Genomic DNA, 20,663 nt, shown 5'->3' on the forward strand with positions numbered 1-20,663 from the left:
GCATATCCATGCAGGATACGTATGATGCCGCCATGCTCGTGCGTGATCTGGCGTGGCTGGTGGCCCTGGCGGAGCACGAGCACGTGACCGACGCCGCCGCGATCCTCGGAGTCAGCCAGCCGACGCTGTCCCGGGCCCTGGCCAGGGTCGAGGCGGAGCTCGGCGCCAGGCTCTTCGAGCGCCTCCCGGGCGGCGTACGGCCGAATCCCCTCGGCGAGCTCGTCGTCGAGGGCGCGCGGGACGTGGTCGCGCGCTACGAGCGGGTCGTCACCGAGCTCGCGAGCCGGCTCGACCCCGACAGCGGTGTGGTGCGACTGGCCTTCCTCGATTCGATGGCCACCTCCCTGGTCCCGCAGCTGCTGCGGGCGTTCCACGAGGAGGCCCCTGCGGTGCGCGTGCTGCTCAGCCAGGAGCCGGCGCACGACATGCTGCGTGACCTCACGACCGGGGCAGCCGAGCTCGCGATCACGTCGTCGCGCCCCGAGGGCGACTTCGGCTGGCTGCCGCTCCAGCACGATCGCCTTGTCCTGATCGTGCCGCCCACTCATCGGCTCAAGAGGCGCAGGCGCGTGGACCTGGCCGAGGTCGCCGAGGACGAGCTCATCACCACCCCCGTCGGGTATGGCTTCCGGTCCCTGGTCAACGACCTGCTCGCCGAGGCAGGGATCGGCATGCAGGTGTCCTTCGAGAGCGGGGACCTGGCGACCGTCGAGGGGCTCGTGGCAGCAGGCCTCGGGGTGGCGGTCGTGCCCGAGCAGCTCGCCGGTCAGACCGGGTCGGTGGGGCTCGCCCTCACGACGCCACGCGCCCGGCGTACGGTCGGGCTCACCTGGCGGACCGACCGGCCACTCGCACCCGCTGCCGCCCGGCTGCGCGACTTCGTCGCCTCGCTCCACCGCTGACCCTGTCCAGGCGAGACGGCTTCCCCTGAGCCGCTGACACCGGGTCAGGCCAGCAGGCTGGCCCTGATCTCGGTCTTCAGCACCTTGCCCACCTTCGACCGCGGCAGGTCGGGCCACACCTCGACCTGCTTCGGCGTCTTCACGCTGCCCAGGCGGGCCTTGACGAACTCCTTGACCTCGCCCAGGTCGGCCTTGTGGCCGGCCTTGAGCTGCAGCACGGCGGTGAGGCGCTCGCCCCACTTCTCGTCGGGCAGACCGAGCACCGCGCAGTCGGCCACGGCCGGGTGCGCCATCAGGGCCTGCTCGACCTCGGTGGAGTAGACGTTGAAGCCGCCGGTGATCACCATGTCCTTGGCCCGGTCGACGATGAAGAGGAAGCCGTCCTCGTCGAGGTAGCCGATGTCACCGGTGTGGTGCCAGCCGTGGGCGGAGGCCTCCTTCGTCGCCTCCTCGTCGCGGTAGTAGCCACGCATCACGAGGCTGCCGCGGACGACGATCTCGCCGCGCTCGCCCGTGGGGAGGAGGGTGCCGGGCTCGCCCATGATGGAGACCGTCACCAGCGGAGACGGTCTCCCCGCTGATGAGAGCCGCTCGTGGGCCACGCTGCCGTCGGCGTGGAAGTGGTCGGCCGGAGCCATCGTCGAGATCATCATCGGCGCCTCGGTCTGGCCGAAGAGCTGGGCCATCACCGGCCCGATCCGGGTGAGCGCCTCGGTCAGGCGCGTCGCGGACATCGGGGCCGCGCCGTACCAGAAGCACTGCAGCGAGGAGAGGTCCGCGCCGGCCAGGCCGGGGTGGTCCAGCACCATGTAGATGAGCGTCGGTGGCAGGAACGTGTGGGTCACCCGGTGCTGCTCGACGTTCTCGAGGAACGCCGCCACCTCGGGGGTGCGCATCACCACGAGCGAGCCGCCGTGGCAGAGCACCGGGAAGCAGAGCACGCCGGCTGCATGGGTGAGCGGCGCGAGGGCGAGGTAGACCGGCCGCGGCGAGAACGGATAGCTCATCAGTGTGAGCGCCGTCATCGCCTCCAGGTTGGCGCCGGTGAGCATCACGCCCTTCGGGCGCCCGGTCGTGCCGCCGGTCCCGACGATCATCGCGAGGTCGTCGTCCGCGTCGCGGTCGACGACGGTGCCCTCGCCGCGCGCGAGGAACTCGTCCCACCTGAGCGCGCCCTCCACGGGCGCATCGAGGCAGACCAGGGTGGTCAGCCGGGGGAGGGCGTCGCGGATCTCGCAGACCAGCGGCGCGTACGCCGACGTGAAGATCAGCACCGAGCACTCGAAGAGGTCGAGGAGCTCGCGGTTCTCGGCCGCCTCGTTGCGCGGGTTCACCGGGCACCAGACTGCTCCGGCCCTGCTGATCCCGAAGACGCAGCTGAAGGCCAGCGGGTCGTTGGCGGAGAGGATCGCGACCTTGTCGCCGGGCACGACGCCCGAGCCGGCCAGGGCCGCCGAGATGCGGAAGCTGAGCCCCCGCACCTCGGCGTACGACCATGTCTCGCCGTCACAGACCAGGCAGGGCGCGTCCGCGCCGAGCGAGAAGCCCTTGTCGAGGTGGTCGACGAGACGCACGCGTCACCCCTGGACCGTCAGGACGGGCTCGGACACCAGGCCGAAGCTGCGCAGCACGCCGAGCAGCTCCCGGTGGCCGAACGCCTGGCAGCCGGACGCGAAGCCGACCTGCTTCGGCTGCTGCTGCAGCAGCGCATACGCGGCGTAGGCCTGGAGCAGGCCGGTCTGGGCGTAGTTCTGGTTGCCGTGGATGACGCAGTGCGCGCGCCCGAGCGGGCCCGAGGCGTGCACCGAGTCGAGGGACTTGTTGACCCTCGGGTTCTCCCGGGGCGGCATCTGGTTCATCACCTGCGCCGCCGTCGCGTCGAGGGCGGTGTCACGGTCCTCCGGCGACATGTCCTTGGTCGCCTCGAGGGCGCCCGCCACGATCTGGGGTACGCCGTTCATCAGGGCGGCGTTGAAGACACCACCCTGCGCCTTCACGTTGGCCACCCGCGGGTCGTGCTTGAACCACACCGGGTGGGAGGTGCCGCCCCACGGGAGGGACAGCGCCAGCTCGTGCTGGCCGGGCACGACCAGCGGCACCAGGCCCTGGGCCGGGTCGAAGGGGACGTAGGAGTTCTGCTCGAGGTAGTGCGCGGCCGCGGTCGCGGCGTTGACCAGGATGGTGCGGGTCGAGGCGATAGTCGGGCTGCCGCCCCAGAAGACCGCGATGTCGAGGGTGTCCAGGCCCGGGCTCTCCAGGCAGAGCTGGGCCGCGATCTCGCCGGTCGTGTACATCTGCGCGAGGCCGGGGGAGAGCAGCAGACCCGCGGCGGCGAAGTCCGCGCCGTACTGCTCGTCGCAGGTGATCAGCCAGTCCTGCTCGCCGGTGGTGTCGACGTAGTGGACGCCCGCGGCCAGGCAGGCCTCGACGACCTCGGGGCCATACTTGCTGAACGGGCCGACGGTGTTGCAGACGACGGCTGCGCCCTTGAACAGGTCGGTGAGGGACTCGACGTCGTGGGAGACCTCGGCGACGTTGTACTGCGCGGTCTCGATGCCGGGCACGTGCGCGTCCATGGAGGCGGTGAGCCTGTCGGCGCTGCGGCCGGCTGCCAGGAACGGCACGTTGAACTGGCGGAGGTATTCGCAGACCAGGCGGCCGGTGTAGCCGGAGGCGCCGTAGACGATCACGGGCTTGTCGCTCATGGTGCTCACATCCCCATTCCGCCGTCGACCGGCAGGCCGACTCCGTTGACGAACCGGGCCGCGTCGGACGCGAGGAAGACCACCGCGTCGGCCATGTCGGAGACCTCGCCGAGCCGGCCGGACGGGGTCAGCTCGACGACGGCGCCGATCGCCTCCTCGACGGAGCCGAACAGGCCGAGCTCGGCGACGTCGTGGGCCAGACCGGCGCCCATCGCGGTGGGGACGAGGCCGGGGTAGATGCAGTTGACCCGAACCCCGTAGCCGAGCTTGCCGCTCTCCATCGCGGCCACCCGGGTGAGGCGGTCGCACGCGGACTTGGTGGCCGAGTAGACCGAGATCGCCGGGAAGGCGATGGTCGCGGCGACCGAGGCGACGTTGACGATGCTGCCGCCCTGTCCGGCAGCACCGCCCGGACGCATCGCGCGCAGGCCGTGCTTGATCCCGAGGGCGGTGCCCAACACGTTCACCTCGAGCATCTTGCGGACGTCGGCCGGGTCGATCTCGGTGATCAGGCTGGTGATCTCGACGCCGGCGTTGTTGACCAGGATGTCCAGGCCGCCGAGCTGCTCGACCGCCTGGGCCACCGCGGCCTCCCAGTTGGCGTCGTCGCTGACGTCGAGGTGGACGTAGCCGTGCCCGTCGCCGAGGCCTTCTGCGACCTTGGCGCCGAGGTCGTCCTGCAGGTCGGCGACGACGACGCTGGCGCCGGCCGCGGCCAGCGCCTGCGCCATGCCTTCGCCGAGTCCTTGTGCGCCTCCCGTCACCAGGGCCTTGCGCCTCGTGAGGTCGAGATCGGTCATGGCTGTGTCTCCTTCGGTACGCCGGGTGATGGGCGTCACACTGCTCCCGGGTCTTGACGGATGTCAAGACTTTTCTGGACATTCGTCAAGTCTTTTCTGGCCGAATGTCAAGGGTATGGAGGTAGGGTGTCCGCCATGGCCACCCGGACCATGCGCAAGCCGCCCGAGGACAAGTACGACGAGCGCCGTCGCGCGCTCGCCGAGTCAGCGCTGCGCACGCTGGGCGAGCTCGGCTACGCCCGGGCCAGCCTGCGCGAGATCGCGCACAACTCGGAGTTCAGCCATGGCGTCGTGCACTACTACTTCCGCGACAAGCTCGAGCTGATCGTCTACTGCGTGCAGGAGTACAAGAAGACCTGCGTGACGCGCTACGACGGCGTGGTCGCCGATGCCACGACCCCCGAGGGCCTGGTCGACGCGTTCGCGGCCAAGCTCGCCGAGACGATCATCGACGAGGCCCCGATGCACCGCCTCTGGTACGACCTCCGCGCCCAGAGCATGTTCGAGGAGCACCTGCGGGAGGCCGTGACGGCGATCGACCGGACTCTCGAGGACATGGTCTGGCGCGTCGTCACGCGCTACGCCGAGCTGGCGGACGCCGCACCGGCACTCACTCCCAACGCGGCGTACGGCGTGCTCGACGGGGTCTTCCAGCAGGCACTGCTCGGCCACGTCGGCGGGCAGGACGGCGCGCTCTCCGTGCTCGACGCGCAGGTGCACGAGCTGATGCCGCTGATGCTGCGGCGCTGAGACTCTGGCCGTGGCCGGTTACTCCGGGCCGAGCCCGTCGGGGCCGGACGCGCCCTCGCTCGCCCCCTTCAGCTCCACGAAGACCACGTGCGTCGGGGTGTCGCCGATGTTCTCGCCATGGTGCCGCTGGGCAGGCAGCCAGCCCACGGTCCCCGACTCGAGCTCCACCTCTCGCTGCAGCTCCCCGGAGACCAGGCGCCGGCGGAAGCTGCTCAGTGTGTACATGACGCTGTCCGGGTGGGTGTGTGGCGTCGTCCGGTCGCCCGGCTGATCGGTGTACTCGAGGACGCGGACCTTGTCGTTCTCGAAGATGACCTTGTAGTGCTCGGGGTTCGTGACCGTGGGATCGAGGCTCATACCATGAGCATGACCGCGCGCCGGACACGCCGCAGAGGATCGGCGGTTTTGCGCGGCTACCGGGGCGGCACATCCACGCGCCCCCCAGGAGCTAGCGCAACTGCTTCTTGGCCAAGCCGGGAGGAAGTGGCTTCTCGCAGGCAGCCCGCTTGGTCTCGTCGTCCGCGGCTGCGTCGACGCAGCGCTTCCACGTGCGCATGCCTGCGGCGTGTGCGTCGGCGAGGTCCGTCATCTTCCGCGCCCGTTGCGCGGGTGTGAGCCGCCGCCAGGCTTCCTTCCAGGCCGCGTTCTTGCCGTGGTCGATCGCGGCAGCCTTGTTCGAGTGCGCCCATGGCGGGGGGCCGTGACCGGACTCCTCTCCGTCGCCCTGATCGCGGTCGTCGGTGTCACGCGCGGGTGTGGCAGCCGTCGTCTCGCCCGCCGGACCGGACGCGAGCGCTGCTGTGACCGCGAACAACCCGCCGACCATGAGAGCGGCGAGCACAGCGGCGATCCACCGTCTTCGCATGCCTCAGTGTGCGCCGGAAGTCGGCATCCGCACATGCCTCACGTTGACTATGAGTGCGGACTATGAGTGCGGCCGGCTGGTGGCCATCTTGGCGGCGAAGAAGCCGAGCAGGGTGCCGGATGCGAATCGCTGCGCCTGGAGGACACGGGGGTGTCGGGTGAGGAACCCGGCCAGGGCGGCGGACGTCAGGACGATGAGGGCGTTGACCGTCACTGCGACCACGATCTGCGCCGTTCCCAGCTGGAGGAACTGCCACCACGCAGCGCCCAGCGCGGGGTCGACGAACTGTGGAATCAGCGCGGCGTACATCAGCGCGATCTTGGGGTTCAACAGGTTGGTCACCACCCCCATGCCGAACAGGCGGCGCGGCGAGTGGGGAGCGAGGTCGCGTGGTTCGAACGGGGACCCGCCGCCCGGCCGGAGCATCTGCCAGGCCAGCCACGCGAGGTACGCCGCGCCAGCCAGCTTCACCACCTGGTAGGCCTCGGGCACGGCCACGAAGAGGGCTGACAGGCCGGCGGCCGCCGCGAGCAGGTAGACGATGAATCCGAGGGCGACCCCGGCCAGCGACACAAGACCGGCACGTCGTCCTTGCGAGATCGACCTCGATGCCAGATAGACCATGTTAGGCCCCGGAGTCAGCACCATCCCGAGGGCGACCACCACGACGCCGAGCAACGAGGCCAGTGACACGAGCTGCATGACGCGAAGGTACCCGGCGGGTCACTGGCCCAGAGGCGGACCCACCGCCCGATGGCCCGCCACCGCCGATTTTCTGCCGGTACGCAGTGCGGCCCCTCCGATGATGGCCAAGAGACCTCGGCTAGGAGTGACGTTCCTTGTGGATGTCCATTCCCCACGCCACACCGTGCGCGACCGCGCCGACGAGCACCAGTGCGAGTCCAAGAGCACAGAACCCCCATCCCAGGCTGAGGCCGCCATCGGTGACCATCCACATGCCAATGAACAGCAACGCGGTTCCGGGAAGCCACGCGACGGTCGGCGACGGAGCCCAGCGCTGCCGCATCTCGGAGCCCTTCTCGTGGGCGACCTCATGGCTCATGCGGGGAGTGTCTCAGGTGCGGGCGACAGGCGGCCGCACATCGCCAGTTCCGACGGCACGGCAGCGTCGGTTGCCGACCCCGCAGCGGTCCGCCCGTGGTCACGGGTTGCGTGGGTCGGGCCCCTGTCACGACGCGGTCACGGCAGCGCGAAGGGCGTCGAGGGTGCGCTCGACGTCGGCGTCGGTGGTTGACCAGTTGCTCACCGAGATGCGCAGCACGGCCCGCTCGCGCCAGACCGAGCCACTGGTCCACGCGGTGCCGTCGTCCAGCATCCGGCGGACGACGTCGAGAGTGCGGGCGTCGTCTCCGAAGGCCGCGCAGACCTGGGTGAAGACCACGTCGTTGAGCACCTCGGCACCCTCGATGCCAGCGATGCCGTCGGCGAACGCCCGGGCATGGCCGGCCAGACGCTCGACGAGCTCGGCGACCCCGCTGCGGCCGAGCGACCGTAGTACCGCCCACACGGTGAAGGCGCGGGCGCGACGAGACAACTCGGGGACCTTCTCGAAGGGATCGCCCGCGGCGTCCTGGATCAGGTAGTCACCGTGCATCGACATCGCGGCCCGCAGCGCGGTCGGGTCGCGGACGATCGCCAACCCGCAGTCGTAGGGCACGTTGAGCGTCTTGTGGGCGTCGGTCGCCCATGAGTCGGCGGCCTCGTAGCCGTGGACGAGGTGACGGTACGCCGGAGTGGCACCGGCGAAGAGCCCGAACGCGCCGTCGATGTGCACCCACGCCCCGTGCTCGTGCGCCGCCGCGATCGCCGCTTCGAACGGATCGAACGCCCCGGAGTGGACATTGCCCGCTTGAAGAACCACCACCGCTGGCCGGTCATCGCCGCCCCCGAGCCTCTCGCGGAGCGCGGCCGGGTCGATCCGGCCCTGCTGGTCAACCGGGACGAGTTCCGGCGCACCGAGGCCGAGGTAGCGCAGCACCAGGTCAACGGAGCCGTGACGCTCCGCACCGACCAGCACGCGCACCCCCGCCGAGCCGACCAGGCCGTAGCCCCCAACGTCCCACCCAGCCCGGGCGAGCACCGCGTCGCGGGCGGCGGCCAGGCAGGTGAAGTTGGCCATGGTCCCACCGGTCACGAAGCCGACGGCGCTGCCCCCGGGCAGGCCCAGGAGGTCCAGCACCCACGCCTCGGCGACGTCATCGACCGCGGTCGCCCCAGGCGTGACCTGGCGCAGCCCGGCGTTCTGGTCCCACGCCGAGGTCAACCAGTCCGCCGCTAGCCCCGCAGGGTGCGTGCCCCCGATCACGAACCCGAAGAATCGACCTGACGGCATCGCCGTCAGCCCCCGCTCCACCGCCCCAGCCAGCAGGTCCACGACCGCCATAGGATCGGTCGGGCCGTCGGGCAGCTCCGCGCCAAGGGCGGCAATCACCTCGGCGACCGAGGCCGCCGGAGGTACGGGACGAGCGGGCAGGGTCGACAGCCACGTCAAGGCGTGCTCGTGCGCGCGGGCGAGGGCCCCCGCGGCGTCAGGTGTGCGGCCCACCTCATCACGCACCTTTCAAGTCAGGTCCGGCCATTGCCAAGGAAAGCCACAGAACCGGGCGCCCCACGCCAGGACCTCCGCGTAGCCTCCACCAGACAGGATGACTCAGAAACAACCACCACGGGGACCGAAGTCGCAGGCTCATTGCCGTCACCGATCGGCGGCAGATCAGTGCGTCCGCGGAGACGTCTCGACGCACCGTTGTTTGCGGCGGGGCACGCCGAGGTGGATCGTGAGACATGGCGCCTCGTGCATCGAGCAGTGCACTCGCAGGACTCCTCGGCGTGCTCATCGTCGGGTGCGGAGGTGAATCCGATCGAGCGACGAGCACGACGGATACGGCCACGACCGTCGCGCCGTCCAACCTCGATCGGTACCTCCTGCAAGCCGACGAGGTCCCGGGCCTGGAACCGATGTCGTCGCCGCAGACCGTCTCTGGGGAACCGTTCGATCTGCCCACGGGCGGCGCCGAGCGGCTTCGGCGCAGTGGCTACATCTCGACCACCTATCAGCCCGCCGAAGGCCACCGCAGCGGCGGCGTCAGCAGCGTCCTGCTCTTCGAGACCGAGGCCCGGGCACGCAACTGGATGGCCTATGAGACGAGCGACGAGGCGATCCAGCACCAGATCCCCGGCGCGAAGATCGAGCGGTTCCAGGTTCCCGATGTCCCCGGCGCACAGGGGTGGACGGGGCCCGACCTGCACGGCAACGCCATCGGCCACGTCTACTGGACCCAGGGCCGCTGCATGATGCTCATCGGCCTCGAGGTCGAGGGACCGCGTGTCGAGCGGCTGTCGGCCGGTGTCAAGGCAATCTACGAGCGCACGGGTGGCACCTGCCCGGACTGATGCTGAGTCGGGCGCAGCGGTCCAGCCGGTCGAACGCCTCCCACCTCGGGCCGACCAAGGCTTACCCGGGGGGGCATAGTCGCGCACGTCCTCGACGGAAGTCTGTCTTGGCGGTGTTCTGTTTGTGTCTGCGCTGGAGCGTCAGGTCAGGACTCCGCGAGGGCGCGCACCGCACGTTCGATGGCGGGGCGCATGTCAAGATCAGGGTCGACGGTGAGCCGGTGCAGGAGCAGTCCGTCGGCGAGCGCCATGAGGGCCCGGGTCGCCGGCACGGGCTCGGCGATGCCGACGGCGACCACGATCCGCTCAGTCCACCGCTCGAACTCGCGGCGCTGCCGCCGCAGCGGCTCGCCAAGCTCAGGGTCGCCGGCGAGTTCGAGGAAGAGGGCGTAGCGTGCGCGGGTGCGCGCGGCGAACGGCCCGGTCTGCAGTTCGGCCATGGCGCACAAGCCCTCGATCAGCCCGAGCCCCGCATCACCCGTTCCGTCGACGCCTCGGCCTGGTCGCCGCGGCTGCCAGAGGCGTCCGGCTTCCACCATCTCGTCGTCGAGACGCCCGGCCTGCATACTCACGTCGCCGCCATCGGCGAGGGCGAACCGGTCGTGCTGTTGCACGGATTTCCCCAGCACTGGTGGCAGTGGCAGGCCATAGCTCCGGTCATCGCCGCAGGCGGCTACCGCGTCATCTGCCCCGACCTGCGCGGGGCTGGCTGGACCGTGGCCGACGATCCGCGTATCGAACGCGAGACCTGGCTCCGCGACCTGCTTGCCCTCTTCGACGTCCTCCACATCGAGCGCGCCCACCTCGTCTCCCACGACATGGGCGTCATCACCGCGATGCAGCTGACCTATGACCACCCCGAGCGGGTTCGAACAGCAGTACAACTCTCCGTGCCGCCGGGCTTCATGACGTTCAGTCCGGGGCTCCTCCCGGGCTTCCGGCACCTGCCCCCGTTCATCTGGCACCGCCCGGGCGCCTCCCTGCGCGGAGTCTTCTCCGAGGCCTACGTCGCCCGCCCGATCTCGGAGGCAGCCGTCGAAGCCCACCTCGCCCCGATGCGCCGACCCGACATCGACGGCGCGGTGCGTCCGCTCACGCGAGGCATGGTCCTGCCGGAAGCCATGCGCATGATGCGCGGCGTCTACCGCCGCCGGCGACTCACGGTGCCGACCCTCGTCGTATTCGGCCGCCGCGACCGCCCCTGGACCGAGGAGCTCTTGGGGCGTGTCTGCCGCAATCCGAAGCGGTACGCCGATCGCGTCGAGTTCGCCTACGTCGACGACGCAGCGCATTTCATCACCGACGACGCCCCCGCGGCAGTCGCCGACCTCGCGCTCGACTGGTTCGAACGAGCCGCATGACGTAGCACTAGCCGAGGTGTTGCGTTGACCGCCTGAACCCGCAGCACAATCGCCCTCTTTTCGGCGTACGGCTCCAGCTCTTCCAGTTGGGCGAGCGACCGATCCGGATCGTCGTCGCGACGCAGCCGGGCACCGCGGACCGCACCAACTTCACTCCCAGCCGGCTTCGGTGGTCCGCGGCCCGGCACGTGCCGCATCGGTCCGCCGGCAACGGTCACGATCGTCGCACCGCGCCTGGCAAGCGCAGAAGTTCTTGGCCGGGGGGCGATGGCGCGTCGTACCCTCGGAGCATGGGGAAGTCCCGCATCCCCCACTCTGGTTCCGCCGGTGAGGCCCCGTCCGGGGGTGGCCCGCGGATCAAGGGAGAAGACCGTCTCAGGTGGGTGCTGGAAGAGGCCGGCGTGCTCCCTGACGCCGCGTCACTGGATGAGAACCAGGTCGTCTCCCTGGATGGCGGCGTCGACGCGCTGACCTACCTGGTCCGGCGCAACGGCCAGGACGTTGTCGTGAAGCTGAACGACCATGGCCTGGAGGCCGAGGCGAGAGCACTGCGCGCCTGGCAGGAGTACACCTCCTGCGTCCCGCGGGTGCTGGGCGCCGGCACGGTGCCGGGGACCGGCACGCGGCCGGTCAAGTATCTGGTCCTCGCCGCCATGGTCAACGACGAGGGCGACATCGTGGAAACCGCAGTGGAGTACCTGAAGCGGTCGCCCACGGCTGCTCGCGAGGTGGGGCGGCAGCTCGGCGCCGAGCTGCACCGCCTGCACCAGGCGCGGGGTGCGACCGGCTTCGGAAACTTCGCGGACTCGGCGGGTGCCGAGCGGACCTACCACGCCTGGAGCGCCTATCTCGAGGAGTTCTTCATGCAGCATGCCGACTACGTCAGGGGCCTGGGGATCCGGGACCGTCAGATCGACCACGCGCGCGCCTTCATCCGGCAGTGCCCGTACGTCGATGAACCCCGTTACCTGCACGGTGACGTCTCCATCCGCAACATCGCGATGCGCAGCTATGACCCGATCAGGATCAGCCTGTTCGACCCCAACCCGCTCTGCGGTGACCCTTCGTGGGACATCGCGCCGATGACCAACAACGTCGACTTCAACGAGCGTCGCCATCGGCGGGACGACAGCGCGTCGGAGACACTCCTGCGCGACCGCGAGCTCCTGGCCGGGTTCGGGGAGTCGTACCCCAGCGTCGTCGCCGAGACGTCGCTGCTCACGGCCCAGCTGGTCCAAGCGGTCCTCCAGGCCGAACATCGGACGGCTGGGTCCGATCACGACGAGCTCGACGTGAAGGTGACGCACGAGTTCATCCGCGACGTCATGGAACGGATGTCGGCATGACAGACAATCAAAGGTTCGTGGCAATTCGCCACGGCGAGAGCCAGACGAATGCGACCAACACCTTCCAGGCCGGCAACCAGAGCCTGTCCGACCCGCTCACGCCGAGAGGCGAGGCAGACGCGCGCCGCCTGGCCGAGCGACTGAGTGCCCTTCCCGTGGACGTCATCGTGAGCAGCGGCTACCTGCGGGCTCACACGACCGCAGCCCTGATCGCTGAGGCGACCGGCAGCCCGCACCTCGTACCCGTGACCCAGGGCTCCTCCTCCTGGCTGGATGTTCCGGCGGACGATCCGGACGTCCTCACCTGTGACTCGCTGCTGCGGGAGATCGATGTGCCCAGCGAGCTGGAGGGGCTGCGATTCGACGACCCCCGTGCCCGGGAGATCCAGCACGCCGCCATGGCGGTCGCGGACCAGCCGGACGGTCACTATTCAGACGAGGAGAACCTCTACGACCTCTGGCGGCGAGCCGAGGCCATCTCCCGCTACCTCGAGGCCCGCAGGGAGGCCCTGGTCGTGGTCGTCGCGCACGGTGGCATCCTCAAGGTCTGGCTCGCGCACCTCATGTTCATCACGGTCCACGGGCTGGACACGCCCGCACAGCTGTCCGCCTACCGTGGCTTCACGAAGCTGGGTTGGTGGGACAACACCGGCCTGATTCCCCTGATGTTCAACCGCCGAGAGGGCTGGAAGTGGCTGATGACGGACATCCAGCACCTCGGGCCTGAGTACCTCAGCTTCATGCCGGTCCAGGTTCCGGGGGCCGCGCCGGACACCGGTGCCGAGTACCTCGGCGAGGAGACCACCGACAGCGACCGGTCCTGACCCCGCGGCCACGCCCTCCAGGCCGGATGCTCGCATCCTGTCTAGACCGGGCTTCCGTCGCCACGGCATTTCATGTCAATGTTATTAACATGAAAAGGTCGTACACGATGACCAGCCGCGCGGACGCGGCCAGACAGACGGGGGAGCGGATCCTCGCTGCGGCGCTGGACCACTTCGCTGCGGCCTACTACGACGAGGTCACCCTCGACGCCATCGCGGTCGACGCCGGCGTCAGCGTGCAGACGGTGATCCGCAGGTTCGGGTCGAAGGAAGGCATCGTCCGAGCCCTGGTGCAGGTCTCCCGGCCACGGACGGAGTCCCAGCGGGCCGAGGCACCGGTGGGAGACATCCGGGGCGCGGTCGCCAACCTCGTGGAGCACTACGAGTCCGAGGGCGACCTGATCCTGCACGTGCTCCGCCAGGAGCTGCGCGTCCCGGCGTACGCCGAGGTGAGCGCGCACGGCAGGCGCGTCCACGCCGAGTGGATCGGCCGCGTCTTCGCGCCGTGGCTCGATGCCGAGCGGGGCGTCGATCGCCGACGCATGCTCGCCCAGCTCGTCGCCGTCTGCGACCTCTACACGTGGTTCCTGCTGCGGAGGCAGCAGGGCCTCTCACAACGCCAGACGGAGCTGGCGCTCGTCGAGCTCCTGGAGGGAGTGCTGCCATGAAGGTCCTCTGCTACACGGCGCCCGTCCGCGGGCACCTGTTCCCGACCGTCCCGATCCTGCTCGAGCTCAAGCGGCGCGGGCACGAGGTGGTCATCCGCACGATGGGCGCCGAGGTCCCACGACTTCGGGAGATGGGGCTCAAGGCGGATGCGGTCACCGCCGAGATCGACGCCATCCAGCTCGAGGACTACAAGGGCAAGAACCCGGTGGAGTCGCTCAAGCTCGGCGTCGTCAGCTTCGTGCGTCGCGGTGCGCTCGAGGTGCCCGAGATGCGAGCCGCGATCGAGGAGGAGCAGCCCGACCTGCTGCTGGTCGACGTGGTCACCTGGGGTGCCGCGGCCGTGGCGGAGACCTGGGGTGGGCCGTGGGCGGTCGTGCAGCACGCGCCCACCCCGGTGCCCTCCGACGAGGTGCCACCCTTCGGGCCCGGGCTGAAGCCGATGGGCGGCCCGCTGGGACGACTGCGCAACCGCCTGCTGCGGCCCCTGACCCTCGGCGCGGTCGAGCGCGTGGTCGTGCCGAAGCTCAACGAGCTGCGAGCCTCGGTGGGGGCCTCGCCGGTCCGCGACGCCCGCGACACGTTCACCCGGGCCCCGCTGACGCTCTACGTCACCTCGGAGTCGTTCGACTATCCGCGCAGCGACTGGCCGGACTCCTTCTGCTTCACGGGTCCGCTCAACTGGGACCCCCCGGTCGACCCGCCTGCCTGGCTCGACCCGCTCAGCCGCCCGATCGCCCTGGTCACCACGTCCTCGGAGTTCCAGGACGACGGCGAGCTGGTGCGGGTCGCGCTCGCCGCGCTGGCGGAGGAGCCACTCGACGTGGTGGCCACCATGCCCGCAGGCGTCGAAGAGGTGGAGCTGCCCGCGAACGCCCATCTCGAGGAGTTCGTCCCCCACTCCCACGTGCTGCCACGGGCAGTGGTGGCTGTCACGCACGGCGGCTTCGGCGCCACCCAGAAGGCTCTTTCGGCCGGGGTCCCGGTCGTCGTGGTGCCCTTCGGGCGTGACCAGGCCGAGGTCGGTCGCCGGGTCGAGGCGGTAGGTGTCGGCGTGTTCCTGCCTCGCAAGAAGCTGAGCCCCGCCTCCTTGCGCGACGCCGTACGTCGGGCGCGAGAGCTGGAGCCGGCCACGCGAGCCTTCGCGGAGCGGATGAAGCACGAAGGCGGCGCATCGCTGGCCGTCGACCGGCTGGAGCAGCTGCTCGGCTGAATCCCGGCCGGGCGTCAGCGCCAGCCGAGCTCGGGCGCGACGTGGGTCAGGATCGCTTCGAGCACGTGAGCGTTGTAGTCCACGCCGAGCTGGTTGGGCACGGTGAGCAGCAGGGTGTCGGCGGCCGCGATGGCCTCGTCCTGGGCGAGCTGCTCGACCAGCTTGTCCGGTTCCGCGGCGTACGTGCGTCCGAAGACCGCGCGCTTCTCGGGCTCGATGTAGCCGAACTGGTCGGACCCGGCTCCCTCGTGGCCGAAGTAGGCGTGGTCGCGCTCGTCGACGAGGGCGAAGATGCTGCGGCTCACGGAGACGCGCGGCTCGTGCTCCCAGCCGGCGTCCTGCCAGGCGGCGCGGAAGGCCTCGATCTGCTTGCGCTGCTGGATGTGGAAGGGCTCGCCCGACTCGTCGAACTTCAGCGTCGAGCTCATCAGGTGCATGCCCTTGCCGGCCGCCCACCCCGCGGTCGCGTCGGACCCAGCCCCCCACCAGATGCGCTCCCGCAGCCCCTCGGAGTGCGGCTCGATCCTCAGGAGTCCGGGCGGGTTGGGGAACATCGGGCGCGGGTTGGGCTGGGCGAAGCCGCGGCCGGACAGGAGCTCGAGGAACACCTCGGCGTGCCGGCGTCCCATGTCGGCATCCGTCTCGCCCTCGGCGGGGGCGAAGCCGAAGTGCCGCCAGCCCTCGATCACCTGCTCCGGTGATCCCCGGCTGATGCCGAGCTGCAGCCGCCCGCCCGCGATCAGGTCGGCGGCGCCGGCGTCCTCGACCATGTAGGCCGGGTTCTCGTAGCGCATGTCGATCACGCCCGTGCCGATCTCGATCCGGCTGGTGCGCGCTCCCACGGCGGCGAGCAGCGGGAAGGGGGAGGCCAGCTGGCGGGCGAAGTGGTGCACCCGGAAGTAGGCGCCGTCGGCGCCCAGCTCCTCGGCCGCCACCGCGAGGTCGATCGACTGCAGCAGCACGTCGCTCGCCGACCGTGCGGCCGACTGCGGCGAGGGGGTCCAGTGGCCGAAGGACAGGAAGCCGATCTTCTTCATGGCGGGATAACCCTTCGGGTGGACGGACCCATTCCCAGTAGCCTCGCCCGGGTGAGCGCGACGATCAAGGCCTCGGGGTTGGCAGCACGCCGCGGCGCCACCTCCCTCTTCTCGGGGCTCGACCTCGTGGTCGCGCCCGGCGACCTGACGGGGCTGGTCGGGCCCAACGGCGCAGGCAAGTCCACGCTGCTGCAGACCCTGGCCGGCGTCCGCGTGCCCGAGGACGGCACCGTGACCGTCGTGCCGGCGACGGCGACGGTCGGCTACCTCCCCCAGGAGACCGAGCGCCGCGAGGGCGAGACGGTCCGCATGTTCCTGGCGCGGCGCACCGGCGTGGCGGACGCGCAGACCGCCTTCGACGACGCCACGGAGCGGTTCGCGGCGGGAGAGGAGGGAGCCGACGACGCCTACGCCCTGGCCCTCGAGCGCTGGCTCGCCCTCGGCGGCGCCGACCTCGACGAGCGGGCGGAGGCCGTGGCCGTCGACGTCGGCCTCGCCGTCGACCTGGACCAGCCGATGACCTCGCTCTCGGGCGGCCAGGCCGCGCGTGCCGGCCTCGCGAGCCTGTTGCTCTCGAGATACGACGTGTTCCTGCTCGACGAGCCGACCAACGACCTCGACCTCGACGGACTCGCCCGCCTCGAGCGCTTCGTCACCGAGCTGCGGGCCGGCGCAGTGATCGTCAGCCACGACCGGGAGTTCCTCGCCCGCACGGTCAACCGCATCGTCGAGCTCGACCTCCACCAGCGCACGATCAACATCTACGGCGGCGGCTACGACGCGTGGCTGCACGAGCGGGAGGTCGCGCGGCGGCACGCGCGTGAGGCCTACGAGGAGTACGCCGGCACGGTGGCGAGCCTGCAGGCGCGCGCCAACACCCAGCGCAGCTGGGCGGCGCAGGGCGTCCGCAACGCACGCCGCAGCATCAACGACGAGCCGGACAAGTCGATCCGCCGGTTCCGCATCGAGTCCAGCGAGAAGCAGGCTTCCAAGGTCCGCCAGACCGAGCGCGCGATCGAGCGCCTCGACGTGGTCGAGGAGCCCCGCAAGGAGTGGGAGCTGCGGATGGAGATCGCCGCCGCACCGCGCTCCGGCGCGGTGACCGCGGCGCTGCGGGAGGCCGTCGTACGCCTGGGGGACTTCACCCTCGGGCCGGTGACCCTCGAGATCGGCTGGGCGGAGAAGGTGGCCATCACCGGACCCAACGGATCCGGGAAGTCGACCCTGCTGGCCGCCCTGCTCGGCCGGATCGAGCTCACGGAGGGATCAGTGCACCTCGGCCCCGGCGTCGTCGTGGGTGAGGTCGACCAGGCGAGACGGCTCTTCGAGGGGGACGAGCCGCTCGTCCACGCCTTCCAGCGCCATGTGCCCGACCTGGCGCCCGAGCCGGTGCGCACGCTGCTCGCGAAGTTCGGCCTCAGGTCCGACCACGTCCTGCGCCCCGCGTCCAGCCTCTCGCCGGGGGAGCGGACGCGGGCCGCGCTGGCGCTCCTCCAGGCGAGCGGCGTCAACCTGCTCGTCCTCGACGAGCCGACCAACCACCTCGACCTCCCCGCGATCGAGCAGCTCGAGGCGGCGCTGGCGGACTATCCCGGCACCCTGCTCCTCGTCACCCACGACCGCCGGATGCTCACGGCCGTCGAGACCACCCGGGAGCTCCACGTGGAGGCCGGCCGGGTCACCGAGCGCTGACGTCGCCCAGCCCGAGCAGCAGGTGCGCCTCGATGGGCCTGCTCTTGCCCTTGAGGTCGAGCTCGCCCAGCGACGTGGTGCGGGCGTCGGGCACCAGTGCCCTCGTCCCGGGTCCGATCGCGACGCCCCCGGCGGGGGCCTTGCCCTCGATGCGCGACGCGGTGTTCACGACGTCGCCGATGATGGTGTGGGTGCGGCCACCGGCGGTGCCGAGCAAGGTCACCGACACCTCGCCGGAGTTGATGCCGACGCGGAACCGGGGCCAGTCCGGATGCGCGGACGAGACCTCGCCACATGCTCGCTGGAACGCCAGGCCTGCGGCGCACGCGCGGCGCGCGTGGTCGGGCTGGTCGCCCCGCTTGTTGAAGGTGACCATCAGCGCGTCGCCGACGATGCGGTCGACGTCCCCGCCGTGCGGGGACACCACTGCCGGCACGGCCACGGCGAAGTAGGTGTTGAGCATGGCCGTCACCTCCTCGGGCGCGTGGTTCTCCGAGAACGTGGTGAACCCCTGGAGGTCGGCGAAGAGCACGCTGATCGTGCGGCTGCCGCCGCTCGTGCCGGGCAGGTAGAGGTCGGCGAAGCGCTCCTCGTGCCATGACCTCCACGCGCCGAGGGCCACCAGGCCGAACGCGGCCATCATCAGCACGTGCCACTCCCACCAGCTCAGGTGCCAGTTGCGCGCCAGGGCGATCGCGACCATCGCCTCGGCGAGCAGGACGAACGCCGACAGCATCGCCACCAGCATCAGGGAGGGGCGCCGACGCCAGAGCTGCGCGTAGCGGACGGCGCTGAGCAGGTAGAGGAGCACCGCGGGCACGGCCAGGACGACCGGCAGGGCCTCGCCTGTGGGGGGCCGGTCCAGGGGCGGGAGACCCGCCAGCGACCAGGCACCCCACAGCAGCATGGCCGCGAGGAGGACGATCCGCAGCACCTTGCCACGGCGTACCTCCCTGACCGCTCCACTCTCGGACAGGCGCGCCCCCGACCTGGCGGCGAACACGGCGCCCACCGCGATGCCGATCGGCGTGGCGGCCTGGAAGCCGGTGTTGCTGGTCTCCAGCAGCACGCCCGGAGTGGCCAGGGCGTGCAGCCCGAGGAAGCCGGCCGAGCTGAGGAACGTCAGCGAGACCAGGAGGACCCGCGCATCACCGCGCCGGATCGCTGCCTGCCCGGTGGCGTAGGCCAGGCAGGCAGCCAGTCCCGCGGAGACGAGGACGAGCCAGAAGTGCGCCGGATGGTGCTCCCACCTCGCGTCCAGGCGGGGCTCGGCGAGCAGCAGCGCGAGTCCCACCAGCGGCAGCAGGAGGGCCAGGACGCCCAGCGCCAGGACGGTGTGGGTCGCGGACCGGTCAGGCATGAGGCGTGCTCAGGAACATGTGGACCTGTGAGACGACGACCGAGCCCTCGCCCACCGCGGAGGCGACCCTCTTGACCGAGCCGCAGCGGACGTCGCCCACCGCGAAGACCCCCGGCAGCGTCGTCTCGTGCGGGTACGGCGCGCGCCCGGACTGCCACGCCGGGGACGCCCCGGCGTCCGCTCCGGTCAACAGGAAGCCGAACCGGTCCCGTCCGAGCTCCGGCGGCAACCAGTCGGTGCGGGGCTCGGCGCCGATCATCACGAAGAGGCCGTCGACCTTGACCTCGTCCTCCTGCCCGGACGTGCGGTTGCGTATCCGCACCGCTTCCAGCCGGCTCTCGCCGAGCCCGTCCACGACTTCGGTGTCCAGGTGGGTCTCGACAAGCGGTTCGGCGGCGATCGCGTCGACGAGGTACGCCGACATGCCCTGCCGCAGGTCGCCGCCTCGGACGACCAGGTGCACGCGCTCGCAGTAGCGCGCGAGGTGCAGCACCGCCTGTCCGGCGGAGTTGCCGCCACCGACCACGGCCGCCGTGAGTCCCGCCAGGGAGTGCGCCGCCGACACGCTGGCGCCGTAGTGGACACCCTGGCCGGTGAGCCGCTCGAGGTTCGCTGCCCCGAGGCGCCGGTAGGTCACGCCCGTGGCGAGCACGACCGCGCGTGCGGTCACGTCTCCGACACCCGTGATGTCCAGGACACACCGGTCACCGGCCCGCCTCAGTCCGGCCACCTCACGCATCAGGACGAAGTGAGCACCGAAGACCCAGGCCTGCTGGTAGCCGCGCTGGGCGAGCTCCGAGCCGCTGAGCCCGCGGGAGAAGCCCAGGTAGTTGCGGATCAGCGAGCTGGTGCCGGCCTGCCCGCCGAGTGCCTCCCGCTCCACGACCAGCGTCCTCAGGCCCTCGGACGCGCCGTACACCGCCGCCGCCAGGCCCCCGGGCCCGGCGCCGACACAGACCAGGTCGTAGTCACGCTCGTCCTCGGCCAGGCCGGTCGAGAAGCCCCAGGCCTCCACGATCTCGACGTTGGTCGGATCCACCAGACTGACGCCTCCGAGCGCCGGCATCCAGACCACGACCTCGCAGCCCGGCTCACCGAATCGCTCCAGCACCTCCCGCCCCAACGGGGAGTCCGGCTGCCGGAAGGAGTAGGGCACCCGGTTGCGACTGAGCAGGTCGTTGATCTCGAAGCCGCGGGCCGACCCGCGCCGGGCGACCACGACGACCTCGCGGAAGCTCGACGGCTCGTTGCGGGACCAGTCCTGCACGAACTCGGCGACGGTGCGGTGGAACAGCTCGTCACCCTGCCGCCAGGGCGCCAGCACGTAGTAGTCGACGTCCCGCATCGCCATGTCCTGCAGGATCCGGCGGCCGGTGGCGCGGTCGGCCCACGCGCCCCAGGGGACGAGCAGGGCACGCTTGGCCTCGGGATGCAGCGTCCGCGCGGTCGAGAGCACCCACGAGCGGCCGTCGTCCGCGAAGGCCTCGTCGACCAGCACCACCGCCACGCGTTCGCCACGCTCGTGCGCGCCTTCCAGCGTGCGTACGGCGTCCGGGCAGGTGAGCTCGCCGCGGACGAGGTAGTCGCCCCCGAACGCGCGTTCGAGCTCGCCCTCCACTCGCCGGAGCCGGCGCGCGTCCTGCTGGACGGCGAGCAGCATCGGACGGTCGCCCCACTCTGCGAGCACCCCGCGAGCCTAGGCGCGCCGGGTGCGAGGCAGCGTCGCCA

General features: G+C 70.8%; 21 protein-coding genes. 9 read left to right on the forward strand and 12 right to left on the reverse strand.

From position 1 onward, the window contains the following. The first annotated feature begins 32 nt into the window (after nucleotides 1-32). Nucleotides 33-902, forward strand: a complete 870-nt coding sequence (locus DDE18_RS08125) for a LysR family transcriptional regulator (protein ID WP_116571735.1) — start codon at nucleotides 33-35, stop codon at nucleotides 900-902. Nucleotides 903-946: 44 nt separating this feature from the next. On the opposite strand, the gene DDE18_RS08130 is transcribed toward DDE18_RS08125, so the two are convergent. Genes DDE18_RS08130 through DDE18_RS08140 form a run of 3 tightly spaced genes read right to left on the reverse strand, consistent with a single transcriptional unit; the run spans nucleotide 947 to nucleotide 4,407 of the window. Continuing rightward, nucleotides 947-2,476 carry an acyl-CoA synthetase gene (locus DDE18_RS08130; protein ID WP_116571736.1) on the reverse strand — a complete coding sequence of 510 codons (1,530 nt, stop codon included), beginning with the start codon at nucleotides 2,474-2,476 and terminating at the stop codon, nucleotides 947-949. 3 nt (nucleotides 2,477-2,479) lie between these two features. After that, a complete protein-coding gene (locus DDE18_RS08135) occupies nucleotides 2,480-3,607 on the reverse strand; it encodes a DUF5938 domain-containing protein (protein WP_116572005.1) in 1,128 nt (375 codons plus the stop codon). A 5-nt stretch (nucleotides 3,608-3,612) separates the two neighbouring features. Further along, a complete protein-coding gene (locus DDE18_RS08140) occupies nucleotides 3,613-4,407 on the reverse strand; it encodes an SDR family NAD(P)-dependent oxidoreductase (protein ID WP_116571737.1) in 795 nt (264 codons plus the stop codon). 135 nt (nucleotides 4,408-4,542) lie between these two features. On the opposite strand from DDE18_RS08140, the gene DDE18_RS08145 reads away from it, so the two are divergent. Then, on the forward strand, nucleotides 4,543-5,157 hold the full coding sequence (locus DDE18_RS08145) for a TetR/AcrR family transcriptional regulator (RefSeq protein WP_116571738.1): 615 nt from the start codon (nucleotides 4,543-4,545) through the stop codon (nucleotides 5,155-5,157). A gap of 18 nt (nucleotides 5,158-5,175) precedes the next feature. Here DDE18_RS08145 and DDE18_RS08150 read toward each other — a convergent pair whose 3' ends face one another. The 5 genes from DDE18_RS08150 to DDE18_RS08170 all read right to left on the reverse strand — a co-directional run bounded on the left by DDE18_RS08150 (nucleotide 5,176) and on the right by DDE18_RS08170 (nucleotide 8,588). Beyond that, complete coding sequence (locus DDE18_RS08150) at nucleotides 5,176-5,514, reverse strand: cupin domain-containing protein (protein ID WP_116571739.1); 339 nt, start codon at nucleotides 5,512-5,514, stop codon at nucleotides 5,176-5,178. A 91-nt stretch (nucleotides 5,515-5,605) separates the two neighbouring features. Next, a complete protein-coding gene (locus tag DDE18_RS08155; protein WP_116571740.1) occupies nucleotides 5,606-5,998 on the reverse strand; it encodes a hypothetical protein in 393 nt (130 codons plus the stop codon). A gap of 84 nt (nucleotides 5,999-6,082) precedes the next feature. Next, nucleotides 6,083-6,724 (reverse strand): LysE family translocator, encoded by a 642-nt coding sequence (locus DDE18_RS08160; protein WP_116571741.1) that lies wholly within the window; start codon nucleotides 6,722-6,724, stop codon nucleotides 6,083-6,085. 121 nt (nucleotides 6,725-6,845) lie between these two features. Then, complete coding sequence (locus DDE18_RS08165; protein WP_116571742.1) at nucleotides 6,846-7,085, reverse strand: hypothetical protein; 240 nt, start codon at nucleotides 7,083-7,085, stop codon at nucleotides 6,846-6,848. A gap of 126 nt (nucleotides 7,086-7,211) precedes the next feature. After that, a complete protein-coding gene (locus tag DDE18_RS08170) occupies nucleotides 7,212-8,588 on the reverse strand; it encodes a pyridoxal phosphate-dependent decarboxylase family protein (RefSeq protein WP_116571743.1) in 1,377 nt (458 codons plus the stop codon). 284 nt (nucleotides 8,589-8,872) lie between these two features. Between DDE18_RS08170 and DDE18_RS08175 the strand changes: the two genes are divergently transcribed. Then, nucleotides 8,873-9,436: a hypothetical protein gene (locus DDE18_RS08175; RefSeq protein ID WP_116571744.1), complete on the forward strand. Its 564-nt coding sequence runs from the start codon at nucleotides 8,873-8,875 to the stop codon at nucleotides 9,434-9,436. A 146-nt stretch (nucleotides 9,437-9,582) separates the two neighbouring features. Here DDE18_RS08175 and DDE18_RS08180 read toward each other — a convergent pair whose 3' ends face one another. Next, on the reverse strand, nucleotides 9,583-10,002 hold the full coding sequence (locus DDE18_RS08180) for a hypothetical protein (RefSeq protein WP_165821105.1): 420 nt from the start codon (nucleotides 10,000-10,002) through the stop codon (nucleotides 9,583-9,585). 36 nt (nucleotides 10,003-10,038) lie between these two features. Here DDE18_RS08180 and DDE18_RS08185 point away from each other — a divergent pair, with 36 nt between their 5' ends. The 5 genes from DDE18_RS08185 (at nucleotide 10,039) to DDE18_RS08205 (ending at nucleotide 14,846) form a co-directional block, all read left to right on the forward strand. Next, nucleotides 10,039-10,797, forward strand: a complete 759-nt coding sequence (locus DDE18_RS08185) for an alpha/beta fold hydrolase (protein ID WP_211754472.1) — start codon at nucleotides 10,039-10,041, stop codon at nucleotides 10,795-10,797. 290 nt (nucleotides 10,798-11,087) lie between these two features. Then, the gene (locus DDE18_RS08190) at nucleotides 11,088-12,143 is read left to right on the forward strand and encodes a phosphotransferase (RefSeq protein ID WP_116571745.1); all 1,056 of its coding nucleotides are present in this window, start codon (nucleotides 11,088-11,090) and stop codon (nucleotides 12,141-12,143) included. Nucleotides 12,144-12,160: 17 nt separating this feature from the next. Next, the gene (locus DDE18_RS08195; RefSeq protein WP_165821086.1) at nucleotides 12,161-12,967 is read left to right on the forward strand and encodes a histidine phosphatase family protein; all 807 of its coding nucleotides are present in this window, start codon (nucleotides 12,161-12,163) and stop codon (nucleotides 12,965-12,967) included. A 107-nt stretch (nucleotides 12,968-13,074) separates the two neighbouring features. Then, nucleotides 13,075-13,635 (forward strand): TetR/AcrR family transcriptional regulator, encoded by a 561-nt coding sequence (locus DDE18_RS08200; protein ID WP_165821087.1) that lies wholly within the window; start codon nucleotides 13,075-13,077, stop codon nucleotides 13,633-13,635. Further along, on the forward strand, nucleotides 13,632-14,846 hold the full coding sequence (locus DDE18_RS08205; protein ID WP_116571748.1) for a glycosyltransferase: 1,215 nt from the start codon (nucleotides 13,632-13,634) through the stop codon (nucleotides 14,844-14,846). Before DDE18_RS08200 ends, DDE18_RS08205 begins: the two co-directional genes overlap by 4 nt. A gap of 14 nt (nucleotides 14,847-14,860) precedes the next feature. Here the strand turns inward: DDE18_RS08205 and DDE18_RS08210 are convergent, their stop codons facing one another. Further along, entirely contained in the window at nucleotides 14,861-15,883 is a 1,023-nt protein-coding gene (locus DDE18_RS08210; protein WP_116571749.1) for an LLM class flavin-dependent oxidoreductase, read from the reverse strand. A gap of 51 nt (nucleotides 15,884-15,934) precedes the next feature. On the opposite strand from DDE18_RS08210, the gene DDE18_RS08215 reads away from it, so the two are divergent. After that, nucleotides 15,935-17,575 carry an ABC-F family ATP-binding cassette domain-containing protein gene (locus DDE18_RS08215; RefSeq protein WP_116571750.1) on the forward strand — a complete coding sequence of 547 codons (1,641 nt, stop codon included), beginning with the start codon at nucleotides 15,935-15,937 and terminating at the stop codon, nucleotides 17,573-17,575. On the opposite strand, the gene DDE18_RS08220 is transcribed toward DDE18_RS08215, so the two are convergent. Further along, complete coding sequence (locus tag DDE18_RS08220; RefSeq protein ID WP_116571751.1) at nucleotides 17,562-18,935, reverse strand: adenylate/guanylate cyclase domain-containing protein; 1,374 nt, start codon at nucleotides 18,933-18,935, stop codon at nucleotides 17,562-17,564. The genes DDE18_RS08215 and DDE18_RS08220 overlap by 14 nt on opposite strands. After that, nucleotides 18,928-20,622, reverse strand: a complete 1,695-nt coding sequence (locus DDE18_RS08225) for an NAD(P)/FAD-dependent oxidoreductase (RefSeq protein ID WP_133241190.1) — start codon at nucleotides 20,620-20,622, stop codon at nucleotides 18,928-18,930. Before DDE18_RS08225 ends, DDE18_RS08220 begins: the two co-directional genes overlap by 8 nt. Between the last annotated feature and the right edge of the window lie 41 nt (nucleotides 20,623-20,663).

The sequence above is a fragment of the Nocardioides gansuensis genome, assembly GCF_003076135.1.
Classification (GTDB): Bacteria; Actinomycetota; Actinomycetes; order Propionibacteriales; family Nocardioidaceae; genus Nocardioides; species Nocardioides gansuensis.

Excerpts from the sequence above, each read along its gene's own strand:
- DDE18_RS08125 (WP_116571735.1), top strand. The coding sequence starts at position 33 with ATGCTCGTGCGTGATCTGGCGTGGCTGGTGGCCCTGGCGGAGCACGAG.
- DDE18_RS08135 (WP_116572005.1), bottom strand. The coding sequence starts at position 3,607 with ATGAGCGACAAGCCCGTGATCGTCTACGGCGCCTCCGGCTACACCGGC.
- DDE18_RS08140 (WP_116571737.1), bottom strand. The coding sequence starts at position 4,407 with ATGACCGATCTCGACCTCACGAGGCGCAAGGCCCTGGTGACGGGAGGC.
- DDE18_RS08145 (WP_116571738.1), top strand. The coding sequence starts at position 4,543 with ATGGCCACCCGGACCATGCGCAAGCCGCCCGAGGACAAGTACGACGAG.
- DDE18_RS08150 (WP_116571739.1), bottom strand. The coding sequence starts at position 5,514 with ATGAGCCTCGATCCCACGGTCACGAACCCCGAGCACTACAAGGTCATC.
- DDE18_RS08160 (WP_116571741.1), bottom strand. The coding sequence starts at position 6,724 with ATGCAGCTCGTGTCACTGGCCTCGTTGCTCGGCGTCGTGGTGGTCGCC.
- DDE18_RS08165 (WP_116571742.1), bottom strand. The coding sequence starts at position 7,085 with ATGAGCCATGAGGTCGCCCACGAGAAGGGCTCCGAGATGCGGCAGCGC.
- DDE18_RS08180 (WP_165821105.1), bottom strand. The coding sequence starts at position 10,002 with ATGCAGGCCGGGCGTCTCGACGACGAGATGGTGGAAGCCGGACGCCTC.
- DDE18_RS08190 (WP_116571745.1), top strand. The coding sequence starts at position 11,088 with ATGGGGAAGTCCCGCATCCCCCACTCTGGTTCCGCCGGTGAGGCCCCG.
- DDE18_RS08200 (WP_165821087.1), top strand. The coding sequence starts at position 13,075 with ATGACCAGCCGCGCGGACGCGGCCAGACAGACGGGGGAGCGGATCCTC.
- DDE18_RS08205 (WP_116571748.1), top strand. The coding sequence starts at position 13,632 with ATGAAGGTCCTCTGCTACACGGCGCCCGTCCGCGGGCACCTGTTCCCG.
- DDE18_RS08210 (WP_116571749.1), bottom strand. The coding sequence starts at position 15,883 with ATGAAGAAGATCGGCTTCCTGTCCTTCGGCCACTGGACCCCCTCGCCG.
- DDE18_RS08220 (WP_116571751.1), bottom strand. The coding sequence starts at position 18,935 with ATGCCTGACCGGTCCGCGACCCACACCGTCCTGGCGCTGGGCGTCCTG.